The sequence below is a fragment of the Priestia sp. FSL H7-0729 genome (genome assembly GCF_038005685.1).
Lineage (GTDB): Bacteria > Bacillota > Bacilli > Paenibacillales > Paenibacillaceae > Paenibacillus.
Map to the genome: position 1 here is coordinate 135,362 of NZ_JBBOTQ010000013.1, position 12,183 is coordinate 147,544.

A 12,183-nucleotide genomic window follows, 5' to 3' on the forward strand; every position below is an offset into this window, starting at 1 on the left:
ATTGAACGAACTAAAGGAGGTCTTCTCTTCGTGAATGTGTTATATCAGCGTTCTCCAAGAATGACACCGGTTCTTAAGGAAGAAGGACTCGAAATACTCAGGCCTCCAACAGAACCGAGCAAACCCACGTTTTCCATGATATCCATTATTGTGCCGATCATGATGACCATGGTCAGCATTGGTTTCTACGTATATATCAATATGACCGGTAAAATGGGCAACAGCAATTATATGATGTTTCAGATGATGACGGTCATGATGATGCTTACTTCTTACACCATTCCATTCTTCGTGTATCTGAGCAACAAGAAATCATATCGCAAAAAATTGGAAGAACGAAAAACGATGTATCTCGCCCAACTGGACAAACACCGGGAAGAACTGAAAGAAGCTCAGGCAGAGCAAGTGAAGAGCCTGTATGAAATTCATGGTGATCCTGGTGTATGTCTTCAAGTGGTGAAGAACCGCAACAGTTCCTTGTGGGAGCGTTCGCCAGAGGATGATGATTTCCTTCAGGTGCGCATTGGTACAGGGGAGATTCCATTCCGTATCAAACTTCAGGTTCCGCGGATTGATGGTTATGAGAAGGATGAGCTTATTGAAGCGGCCCATGAACTCGCGGCTGAATTCCAGACGGTACCGGATGCTTCCATTACATTGCCTTTGTTCCAATCAAAGGTTATGGGACTGGTCGGTGATCGGGAGGAAGTGCTTGCTTCCCTGCGAGTCATCATCTCGCAACTGACGGTTCGCCATTCCCCGGATGAACTGAAGCTTACTGCTTTCTATGAGGAGAAAGACAGCAACGAATGGGATTGGCTTCGCTGGATGCCTCATATTTGGGATGAAGACCAAGGACAACGCTATATGGCCGACAGGCACAGCGGTGCGCATCAATTGGCGGACAGCTTGTTTTCCGTGTTGAACCGCCGACGTAACAATAAGGAAGACCGTTACAAGAAAAGCATACAAACGCCGTGTTACGTTGTGATTCTCTCTGATACACAATTGATAGAAGAAGAACCGTTACTTCCGCTGCTACTGGAGTCGGCTCAGGACATCGATGTATGCACCATCATACTGGCTAATCGCAAGGAGTCACTACCGATGCATTGTCAGTTGATTATGGACGCCTCCAAAGGCAAAGGGGTGTATATCAAAAAAACGGAAGATGCGGATGTTATTCAACAAACGTACAAGCCTGATGTGATCTCGAAGGAGATGGCCGAGGCGCTTTCCCGTTATATGTCACCGATCCGGTTAAAACGGTCATCTGCTTCAGATATCCCGCAAGTGCTTCCGTTATTTGATATGCTGAGCACATCACGCGTGGAAGATCTCGATGTGGTGTCCAGGTGGGGACAGACAAGATATCCTGACACACTTCCCGTACCAATGGGTGTTCGAGCTGGCGGCAAGAAAATTGCGATAAATCTGCATGACAAAATTGAACGTCAGGGTCATGGACCACATGGTCTGATTGCAGGTACAACCGGTTCAGGAAAAAGTGAAGTCATCCAGTCCATCGTAGCTTCACTCGCTGCCGAATTCCATCCACATGATCTGGCCTTCATGCTGATTGACTATAAAGGTGGCGGTATGTCCAATACATTTGTTGATCTGCCTCATGTGGTCGGGACGATCACCAATCTGGATGGAAATTTGATTGAGCGGGCGAATATCTCACTTCGGGCCGAACTGGTCAGAAGGCAAAAAATATTAAATGATGCTGGAAACCTCCAGCATATTGATGAATATTACAAAATTCTGCGTTCCAGACATGAACAACCGCTTCCACATCTGGTTATTATCATTGACGAGTTTGCTCAATTGAAGCGAGATCAGCCGGAGTTCATGGATGAATTGATCAGTATCGCGGCCATTGGCCGGACACTTGGGGTTCATCTAATTCTGGCAACCCAAAAGCCAGCTGGTGTTGTGGACGATAAAATATGGAGTAATTCGCGCTTCCGAATCTGCCTTCGCGTGCAGAGTGAGGGAGATAGCAGGGACATGATCAAGATTCCAAATGCTGCCTGGATAACGAAGCCTGGTCGCGGATATTTCCAGGTTGGTAGTGATGAAGTGTTTGAAGAAATGCAATTTGCTTGGAGTGGTGCGCCTTATAACCAGCAGGAGGATTCAACGACCGTATTACCTGTTATGGAAGTGCGCCTGAACGGTAAAAGGGAGCCGTTGTTAACTGGAGAGCGCAGAGCTGTCCTCAAAGGTGAAGATGTTCCGAAACAGCTTCAGGTATTTATTGATTATGTTGCGCAGTCTGCAGCAGATGCGGGTATCCGTCGTTTGCCAGGACCATGGTTGCCACCTTTACCCGAAACACTGGAATGGGAAGGGCTTCAGGACTGGCAGGAAGAAGAGAATCGGGATCTGCTGCTTGATGGCGGAGCCAGTGGTCTGAAACCACTGGTTGGTTTGCTGGATGATCTCCCTAATCAGCGCCAACAACCACTTGCATTGCCTGTGGATCAAGGCCATCTGGTCGTTTACGGCATGCCGGGACTGGGAAAAACAACATTTGTGCAGACCTTGCTTATGTCTCTGGCCCGTTCCCACAGAACTGAGCCGTGGCACGGTTACATTATCGATATGGGGCGCATGATGAAGGACTTTGCAGCACTCCCTCAGATTGGTGGTGTGATGATGGCTGAAGAGGAAGACCGGATTAAACGGTTATTCCGCTATATCCTCAAGCTGTCCGCACAACGCAAAGACATCATCTCGGAGGCGGGGGTTAAAACGATTTCCGCCTACCGCCGGACAGCTCACGCGGCTGTCCCGCAGGTTGTGGTGGTTATCGACGGTTATCTATCATTCCGCAATGCCTATCCGGAAGAAAATGAACTTCTGGAGACGATTCTGCGTGAAGGTGGAAGTCTGGGTATTACCTTTGTGCTTACTGCCAATCGGGTAACCGATGTATTTGAGAAATTCAGAAGCAATATTCCCAATGCGGTTTCATTCGAGTTATCCGATCCAAGTGATTATTATTATGCCGTGGGAAGACCTTCCAAGGCACCAAGCCAACTTCCGCCAGGAAGAGGTCTGGTCAAAGGGCAAGTTCCTCCGTTGATGTTCCAGGCGGCATTACCTTCTTCCGGGGCAGATGAGGGCAAGCGTTCATCGGCATTGCGCCGTACGATCGCTGAGATTCGCCAAGGCTGGACAGGGGAAGAAGCGCCACAGATTGCTCCGCTTCCAGAAGAGATCAAGCTTAAGGATCTGCTCATTCGGACAGGATCATATGGTCAGGCTTGGGATACCTCATCTGTAACTGTCCCTGTGGGACTGCTTACGGATGATCTGGAACCATTCGAGCTTAACCTGCGTGAAGGTCCTCATTTCATGGTAACGAGTCCGATGGAAGGCGGAAAAACAACATTTTTGTTGACATGGATGTTATCCCTGGCTTATCATGCTTCTCCGGAAGATGTACAGATATATACAGTAGATATGCGTTATGGTGCAGGTGGGCTGGGGGAAATCAGCAGTTTGCCCCATGTCCGTGGACATGTATCTCGAGAAGAACAGCTTGCACCTGTGATTCAGCAGTTGTACGATGAAGTTCTGAAAAGAGGCGAGATTTCCGGTGGACCGGAACTTGTGCTCGTTATCGACGATGCGGATACCTTGTCCAAGCAGCTAAACGATTTTAATGTAAAAGATCAATTGGGAGCGATTGTTCGTCAAGGAAGGGATCGGGGTGTACACGTGATTCTATCCGGGGTTCCGGCAGACTTCCCGACCTTTGGTTCTGACTGGGTAACGGATGTGAAGGCTTCCCAGAGCGGAATGCTGTTCGGGACTTTAGACCCTAACGATCTCTCGTTCTTTCGTATACCTTATTCCGAATCTGGAGGTAGTTCAGGTGGGCTGAAGGTACTGCCTCCGGGTCAGGGTTATTATGTAAAACGTAAATATTCCAGGGTTAAAGGTGCAGTTCCATGTGATGACAGCTGGAAAATGACCGATTGGATTTCTGAAATTCGTGACCGATGGCATGTTGTAGTTTGAGGGGAGGTGGCTCATAATGTTGACGGTTCATGATTCTAAGCAAAAGGTAGTCACGTTGCAAACAAAAGAACTTTTTTTCCTGGCCGGTATTCTCGGTTCAGACCGACTGCTTGGTGTGGAAGATCCGTTTCGCGGCTATATGGCGGAGGATATCGCGATGGAGTGGGAGCGGGTCAAAACCTCCCTGCTTGACAAAGGATATCTGATTCGGGATCAGGATACCGATGAGCTGATCATGACACCGACCGTTTTCTCCAGGGTAGCCATTGCCGGATTGTCCGACAGAGCTTGTTGGATTCGCTACACGATCAACGGCAAATCGTATGAGAGTTATATCCATTGCACGGATGAGCGGGTCGTTGAAGTTTCCCGTGTTGACGACATACCGGACGCGTTCCGGCTCAGCGATCTGGGAAGTGTTCGTGAAGCCATTGATGTTCTGATAGAACGGATGAAATGGAGCGGTCATTCTCCTGCGGAGAAACCGGCCCTAATGTGCTCCAAGAAAAAATTTTATGATGTCATGAAGGAGCTCGAAAACAGCGGGGTACAGACCGTAGCAGATGAACTCGAACAGGAGACAAGTGATCCTGAGGGTTCACTTGCACTGGCACGCTGTCTGGTGGGTAAGGAGTCAGACGGAGAGCTTAAGTTGCTCGTATGGAATGAAGATGGGTGGAAGTCGCAGTCAGCAGCATTTGCTGCAAGTGCGGTATCCAACTGGTTGTTCCGGATGAGCACGGCGGCTTCAGATGATTGGCTTATTGCAGCACTGACGACTAGAGAACAGTTTCACGAGATGCTGCTGGACTGGCTTAAACAGCCTGCAGGGGAAGAGGAAAGGTGATGGTAAATGCGCATTCGTGTGGAACCGGATGTGCTTCGGGCACTGAGCAAGCAGATTCAGTATGCAGCGGAGCAAATACAGCAAAAGATGGCAGTGTTGGATCAGGCGATTCATTCGCTGGAGTGGGAGGTTGAATCCCGAGCAGCGGTGATGAATGAATGGAATCACAGTAAACGACTGGGCGAGGATGCGCTTCGTCGATTAATGGACTTGAGCGTACAGCTGGGACGCAAAGCGTTGTTATTCCAGCAGGCAGACATGGAGTATCGGTCCGTGCTGAGTCATGTGAACACAGCCTATGGAAATGCGGTCAATATGCTGAATGTTCTTCAGAACAATCGTACAGGAGAAATCATGCCTGCACATTCTGCAACTGTAGCTGTAGTATCCGATCCCCTTTCCGCAATGGCGGCCGTATATCGTGTACAGGATGCCTCTCCGCCTGATGGCTCCCCGGCTACATTGGTCCAGGCCATGCAGCCTGAGCCTGTGGCATGGAGATTCACAGACCCTTCCTTTCGGGGAAGAAGAGGGACCGAGCCTGTCGTTTCCTGAATAGGAGAATAAAAGGAACAGCAGAAAGTGAATATTTTTTTGTAAATAGGCTGTTAGGAGAAGTTTCAAGTGCTGAAAATGGGGTAAATAGGATTAGGTCCTTCGGCTTTTGTCCGATCGATCCTGGTATAGTACAATTTGAACAAGTTAAAATTAATTGCACAAACCAAGGAGGAATTTACCAATGGCAGGACGTATTTTAGTTACCCCAGAGCAGCTTGATCAAGTTTCCAACCAATTTAAACAAAGCGGTGAGCAAAGTCAGCAAATTGTATCCACATTGACTCAATCCATCACAAGCATGGAAGGTCAATGGGAAGGTATGACCAAGCAACGCTTCTTCCAGGAGTTCCAAGAAGCTAGCAAACAAATGCAATCATTCGTTCAAACGCTGAACAGCATCAGCGCTGAACTTACAGCTATTGCTAACAAATTCCGTACAGCTGACCAAGCTCGTTAATCTGCTTTACATAGATCAGGCCGATTTGAAGTCTGAATTCGCCCTGAATCATTGGCGGGTAGCAAGCTGAAGATGTACAACTACAGCAAAAACCGGGCGTTGTCACAACACCCGGTTTTTGCTGCAACTATGACACTAGGACAGAGAGAGGGATAAGCATGTCTTTTCAACCGAATCCCGGGGATGAAGTGGTGATTAACGACATTGCCTATACGATTGGGCAACATCCGGCTGCGCCGGGTCTAGCTTATGCCCAAGCTGGAAGGCAGGGGATTGTTTATCAGTTATTACCCCGAAACGGTTCCCTTCATGGGGCCAAAGCACTAAAAGTATTTTTTCCTAAATTCCGTATTCCGGCTATGGTATATCAGTCTGAGCATATGGAGTCCTATAGTGAACTGCCAGGTTTGCAGGTATGCAAGCGTGATGTGCTCACTCCGGAAAGAAACGGAGCGCTCATTGGAAAACATCCCGATCTGTTGTATGCGGTGTTGATGCCATGGGTGCAAGGTCAGACCTGGTTCGATGTGATCAGTGATCAGAGACAGTTGACGGCTGAGGAGAGCCTGAAGCTGGCCAGAGCACTTGCTGGAACAGGTTCGGCTATGGAGCAACGTGGACTGGCTCATTGCGATATGTCCGCTCCCAATGTAATGATTCCGTTTTTTTCCGAAGTGGAGAACCTGGGGAAGACGTCTGCGGTAGAACTTGTGGATGTCGAGCAGATGTACGGTTCCAAGATGGATCGTCCGGATGCCCTGCTTGCCGGGTCACCCGGTTATGCAGCACATCGAACAGTGCACAGCGGTTTGTGGAGTTCATATGCTGACCGATTTGCCGGAGCTGTTATCATTGCTGAAATGTTAAGCTGGTCAGACCCTGTAATTGTAGAGAAAGCGTGGGGCGAAAGTTATTTTGACCAGCATGAAATGCAAACGGTGAGTGAGCGGTATTATGCGATGCGGGAATCCCTTGAGAAGCGTTGGGGCTCCAAACTGTCGGATCTGTTCATTCGAGCTTGGGAAAGTCATGATCTGAGCAGCTGTCCGACGTTTGGTGAGTGGTATGTTGCATTGGCTGCGGTAGACGTGGATCAGGCCAATGCGGCTGCTGCCGCGACATCGGAAGAAGAAAACGTCAATCCGTCCGAAGCTGATGGAAGTCTGAAAAAGAGTTCAGAACCAGTAAGTGAACCGGTAAATTCGCAAGGCGGGGACATTCCCCAAACGCCACACTCTCCTGATCAGGAAGCGGTTGTGAACCGTCTGTTCCTGCAAGCAAGAGCCTTGGAAGATGAAGATAAACCGGCTGCAGCATTGGAAGTGTATCGTTCGCTTTATCATTTCATTCCTCATAACAGCGCGATGCAGATGGAAGTCGAGGCGGCAATCAAGGAACTGGATGCCAAGCTTAATCCGAAAGAAGACACAGACAAGCCTGTATCTGTGCCATTCTACAGATCCAAAAAGTTCATGATATCCTCCGCTGTGCTTATTGTATTGCTGGCAGGTGGTGTTCCAACGGTCAAAATACTTGCAGATCAGGCAGAAGTGAAGCAGAAAGAACAGCAGGAAGCTACACGACTGGCAGAGATCAAGGCTGCGGAAGAGGCTGAAGCTGCAAAAGCAGCAGCGCTCAAAGAGCAGGAAGAGCAAGAGAAGCAAAAGGCCGCAGAAGCTGCAAAACTGGACGCAGAGGAAAAGAAAAAGCTCGCTGAAGCCAAGCAGAAGGAAGCAGAAGCAAAGAAAAAAGAAGAAGAACGCAAGGCATTACAGGCCAAGTACGACAAACAGGCGAAATATGAGGCCTATCTGGTAAAGCAGGAACAGCAGAAAAAAGAAGCTGCCAAGAGAGCTCAGCAGGAGAAATACGATAAACAAGCAAAATATGAAGCATATCTGGTCTGGAAAAAAGAGAATGATGCCAAGCTTGCAAGACAGGAAGCGGAGCGCAAAGCGGCAGCTGAAGTTAAACGTCAACAGGAGATTGCTCAGAAAGCCGCGCTTAAGAAAAAGCGTGCCCAGAATGTGGTCACTTTGATTGCTCATTACAATAAAGCGTATAACGCACAAAAAGGAAGAAAAATTGAAAATGCGGAAGCGTACGCCCGTGACTTCAAAAATCTATACAATACCGATGCTGCTTATTTTAAAGGGGTCGGTAAAGTGGCAGCTCGAATGAGTGCCATTAACAAATTCCTGAGCAACACCAGTTATACGTTGCCCAACTTATAAAGTAATTGACGGAGGTGACTCACCCTAGATGAACTACACGATTCAAGCATCACAGCGTACACCTGCACTTATTATATATTTAATTGATATTAGCGCCTCCATGAATATGGTTTTGGAAAATCGCCGACGGATTGATGTCGTCTATGATGCCTTATCTCTCGCGATCCGCCAAATGGTATTTCGGTCTACAAAGGGGAATCGTCTGACACCTCGCTATCGCATAGCCATATTGGCTTACAGTGATGACGTATATGACTTGTTGAACGGTATAAAAGGGATTGACGAGATCGCTGCAGTTGGATCTTTGCCTGATTTGACCCCGAGACGGTTTTCGGATTCTGCGAAGGCTTTCCTGCAGGCGGAAAAGATTTTACAAGCCGAAATTCCGAATATGCAGGATTGTCCTGCGCCACTTGTGTGCCATATGACCGATGGGGTCGCCACAGGTGAAGATCCCGAGCCCATTGCGAAAAGAATCATGGGCATGAGTGTACCTGACGGCAATGTGCTGGTGGAGAATATTTTTATATCGGATCATCTGCTGGAAGGGCCGATTGCTGAACCTAGAAGATGGAAGGGTATCTCTTCGGAAACAAATCTACAGGATGAGCATGGAGAAAAGCTGCGGAATATGTCATCCGTCCTGCCCGAAAGTTATCGGGAAATGCTTGTTGAAGCTGATTATTTGCTTGCACCCGGTGCACTCATGATGCTGCCAGGTACCTGTGCAGAATTGGTATCGATCGGGTTCCAGATGTCCGCTGCTACGCCTGTGAGATAGGAGGGGAATCATGAGAGCAATGCGTTTGGCAACATTGTCTGCTGGAGATAAGGGGGACCATGCCGATCAACGGCATGACAACTTTCGCTATGTGAGTGTACAGACGGGAGAACAGCCACTAACCCGCTATCAGGGTACATTCAAGTGCAGATATGGTTATGGCAGAGCGGCTGAGACGGTACATCAGGGAGATACCGGACAGGACTTTGCTGCGGTACGTATGAAAGGGAATGTCTGCAATTTTGTATTGTGTGATGGGGTGGGCATGAGTTACCTGGGAGATTTTGCAGCGCGTTTTCTGGGGAATGCTTTGCTGGATTGGCTTGAAACGGCGCAATACCCGACGAAAGAGGGGGTTGAGCAACTTCTCCATGATCTAACCCTTCCTGCATCTCAGCAATTGGAGAAGTTGCAGCCACTGGATAGTTCCCCTCTTTTACTTCGGGAAGTATTAATGGAGAAGCGAAGTCGAGGCAGTCAAGCCATGTATGTATGTGGGCGGATTGAGCTTACGGGAGGAGGCCGAAAAAGCCGTGTATGGCTTGCTTGGCAAGGAGATTCCCGTATTCGCCTGTGGCGTAATGGCCAGGAAGATTCAGAATTATTTCAGACTCACTGTAAGACAAATGAGCGTTGGTCTACACTTGAAGGCCCTGTTGGTGGTAAACCGCACATCTACGAGACCAAAGGGGCCGTAAATGATTCACTTCGCCTTCAGTTATACACGGATGGACTGAATGATCTGGATGCTATCCAAGCCTATGTCCCTGATGAGCACATCCAGGTACTGCTGGATGCTACACATACGGGTGGACTTGAGGATGATGCCGCTTTCATTGAGTTGGAATGGTGAGCGCGGCATATCAAGTTGTGGTTTGATCCTTAAGTCCTGTACATTGGTATAGACTAAACGTGAAAAAAACTTGTTGCTGTTGATTTAAAAGACACTCTTTTTGGGTAATCTTGTGAAGAATTGGCTAATGAAAGCTTGAACGTACATTCTTACATAATTGCTAAACCAAAGGAGTGGGATGAATAATGACACAACAAAACGGCAGGTCACGGTTTCAAGGCAAGGTTGCGATTATTACCGGAGCAGGCTCTGGTATTGGGAAGGCCACTGCGGTCAAGCTGGCAAAAGAGGGTGCACATGTTGCATTGTTTGATCTGGTGAATGATCGAATCTCGGAAACGGAAGCAGAGATTAATGCACTGCACCCAGGTGCGGCAAGAGCATTTGATGTAGACATTTCCGACCCGGCACGTGTGGAAAAGGCTGTGCTGGAAACCGTAGAGTTATTCGGCGGTTTGGATATTGTTTTTGCCAATGCGGGCATTAATGGTGTATCAGCACCCATTGAAGAAATTTCGGTTGAAGATTGGCAGCAAATTATCACAACCAACTTGAACGGTACATTTTTCACCGTAAAATATGCTTTGCCTCACGTGAAGAAACGGGGTGGCGGCAGCATTATCATTACAAGTTCGATTAACGGCAATCAACGCTTCTCAAGCTTTGGCATGTCGGCGTACAGCACGTCCAAGGCGGGGCAGGTTGCTTTTGCCAAGATGGCTGCACTGGAGCTGGCGAAGTTCAAGATACGTGTGAACGTGATCTGCCCAGGAGCGATTGCGACGAATATCGATCAAAGTACGGTCAAAACGGATGATCTGCAACAAATCATTATTCCAATGGAGTTCCCTGAAGGACAGCAGCCGCTTGCAGACGGGCCGGGTCAGCCGGAACATGTTGCCGATCTGGTAAGTTTCCTCGCCTCGTCCGAATCCAGACATATTACTGGAGCAGAGATCGTCATTGATGGTGCCGAGTCATTGCTCAGCTAAGTGAGCATTCGGGATGAATTTCATTTTTATTATAGGCGTGTCTTAGGATATATCTGTGATAGTCGTTCCTCTGGAACGGCTTTTTTTGTTATAATGCTAACATTCGAATAGAGATACTGAAGAGCGATAGGGTACATTCATTAGGAGCGATCATATGCAGATAGAGTTACCGATAAACGAGATTATTCCTGAATTAAGGCAGTTATTTCGGGATCAAGATACAGGTGTGTTAATTGCAGAACCGGGGGCGGGGAAAACGACTGTTGTACCGCTGGCTATGCTGGATGAGCCGTGGGTTGCGGGACGGAAAATCATCATGCTGGAGCCCCGAAGACTCGCCGCACGTTCGGCTGCATCAAGACTGGCAGCTACACTTGGGGAAAAAGCGGGACAGACCGTAGGATATCGTGTACGCATGGATACCCGAGTGAGTCAGGGGACACGCATTGAAGTTGTAACGGAAGGGGTATTGACCCGGATGTTGCAGCAGGATCAGGGTCTTGAGGATACGGCGATGATTATATTCGATGAATTCCATGAGCGTCACCTACACGGGGACTTGGGGTTGGCTCTGGCATTGGAATCGCGAGCGATGTTACGTCCAGATCTGAAACTGCTGGTGATGTCGGCGACCCTTGATCCTGTTCCCGTCTGTGCATTACTTGGCGAAGGTACAAGATCAATTCACTGTCCGGGACGCACGTTTCCGGTGGAAACACGATATGTGCCGCGACCAGTAGCCATGCCACTGGAACAATTCACTGCTCAGACAGTGACCCGGGCATTAACGGAACAGGAGGGGGATGTGCTTGTTTTCCTTCCAGGCGCAAGAGAGATACATCGTACAGAGCGGGAGTTATTGAATGGTTCTCTTCCTACACATGTGAAAGTACATTCTCTGTATGGCAGTATGTCGGTGGAACAACAGGATGAGGCCATACGTCCTGCGGCTGAGGGCACGCGTAAAGTTGTACTGTCCACCTCCATTGCGGAATCCAGCCTCACACTGGCTGGCGTTAAGATTGTGGTGGATGCAGGGCTGAGTCGTGCATCGACATTCTCGCCGCGCACGGGCATGAGCCGACTTGTTACCTTGCCGGTGTCCAAGGCGTCAGCCGATCAACGGCGGGGTCGTGCGGGGCGAATTGCCCCGGGGGTGTGTTACCGGCTATGGAGCGAGGAGGTTCATGGGGGACTGCCTGAGGCAGGTCGCCCGGAGATCACCTCTGCGGACCTTGCGCCGCTGGCGCTGGAGCTTGCCGTCTGGGGTGTCCAGTCCCCAGCAGAGCTGCAATGGCTGGACACCCCGCCTGACGCCGCCTACGGCCAGGCACAGGCGCTGCTGCGCCAGCTGGGCGGCCTGGACGACGCAGGCCGCATTACGCCCTTCGGGCGGCGGATGAACACGCTCGGCGTGCATCCGCGA

General features: G+C 49.2%; 9 protein-coding genes. All 9 read left to right on the forward strand.

Annotated elements, in window-relative coordinates; translation table 11 throughout:
• Positions 1 to 30: 30 nt before the first annotated feature.
• The gene (essC, locus tag MHH93_RS23345) at positions 31 to 4,035 is read left to right on the forward strand and encodes a type VII secretion protein EssC (RefSeq protein ID WP_500055965.1); all 4,005 of its coding nucleotides are present in this window, start codon (positions 31 to 33) and stop codon (positions 4,033 to 4,035) included.
• A gap of 16 nt (positions 4,036 to 4,051) precedes the next feature.
• Positions 4,052 to 4,882 carry a hypothetical protein gene (locus MHH93_RS23350; RefSeq protein ID WP_500055966.1) on the forward strand — a complete coding sequence of 277 codons (831 nt, stop codon included), beginning with the start codon at positions 4,052 to 4,054 and terminating at the stop codon, positions 4,880 to 4,882.
• Positions 4,883 to 4,888: 6 nt separating this feature from the next.
• Entirely contained in the window at positions 4,889 to 5,437 is a 549-nt protein-coding gene (locus tag MHH93_RS23355) for a WXG100 family type VII secretion target (protein ID WP_500055967.1), read from the forward strand.
• Between the two features lie 184 nt (positions 5,438 to 5,621).
• A complete protein-coding gene (locus MHH93_RS23360; protein WP_017689071.1) occupies positions 5,622 to 5,897 on the forward strand; it encodes a WXG100 family type VII secretion target in 276 nt (91 codons plus the stop codon).
• Between the two features lie 158 nt (positions 5,898 to 6,055).
• Positions 6,056 to 8,131, forward strand: coding sequence for a protein kinase family protein (locus MHH93_RS23365; protein WP_500055968.1), 2,076 nt, complete (start codon positions 6,056 to 6,058; stop codon positions 8,129 to 8,131).
• A 28-nt stretch (positions 8,132 to 8,159) separates the two neighbouring features.
• Positions 8,160 to 8,912, forward strand: a complete 753-nt coding sequence (locus tag MHH93_RS23370; RefSeq protein WP_017689069.1) for a vWA domain-containing protein — start codon at positions 8,160 to 8,162, stop codon at positions 8,910 to 8,912.
• A gap of 10 nt (positions 8,913 to 8,922) precedes the next feature.
• On the forward strand, positions 8,923 to 9,765 hold the full coding sequence (locus tag MHH93_RS23375; RefSeq protein ID WP_500055969.1) for a hypothetical protein: 843 nt from the start codon (positions 8,923 to 8,925) through the stop codon (positions 9,763 to 9,765).
• Between the two features lie 185 nt (positions 9,766 to 9,950).
• Positions 9,951 to 10,757: an SDR family oxidoreductase gene (locus tag MHH93_RS23380; protein WP_433752898.1), complete on the forward strand. Its 807-nt coding sequence runs from the start codon at positions 9,951 to 9,953 to the stop codon at positions 10,755 to 10,757.
• A gap of 154 nt (positions 10,758 to 10,911) precedes the next feature.
• Positions 10,912 to 12,183, forward strand: a 1,272-nt coding sequence (gene hrpB, locus MHH93_RS23385) for an ATP-dependent helicase HrpB (RefSeq protein WP_500055970.1), incomplete at its 3' end; no start/stop codon positions are given.

What these genes read in the sequence shown, in the direction of transcription:
- MHH93_RS23350 (WP_500055966.1), top strand. Translation starts at nt 4,052, where the DNA reads ATGTTGACGGTTCATGATTCTAAGCAAAAGGTAGTCACGTTGCAAACA.
- MHH93_RS23355 (WP_500055967.1), top strand. Translation starts at nt 4,889, where the DNA reads ATGCGCATTCGTGTGGAACCGGATGTGCTTCGGGCACTGAGCAAGCAG.
- MHH93_RS23360 (WP_017689071.1), top strand. Translation starts at nt 5,622, where the DNA reads ATGGCAGGACGTATTTTAGTTACCCCAGAGCAGCTTGATCAAGTTTCC.
- MHH93_RS23365 (WP_500055968.1), top strand. Translation starts at nt 6,056, where the DNA reads ATGTCTTTTCAACCGAATCCCGGGGATGAAGTGGTGATTAACGACATT.
- MHH93_RS23370 (WP_017689069.1), top strand. Translation starts at nt 8,160, where the DNA reads ATGAACTACACGATTCAAGCATCACAGCGTACACCTGCACTTATTATA.
- MHH93_RS23375 (WP_500055969.1), top strand. Translation starts at nt 8,923, where the DNA reads ATGAGAGCAATGCGTTTGGCAACATTGTCTGCTGGAGATAAGGGGGAC.
- MHH93_RS23380 (WP_433752898.1), top strand. Translation starts at nt 9,951, where the DNA reads ATGACACAACAAAACGGCAGGTCACGGTTTCAAGGCAAGGTTGCGATT.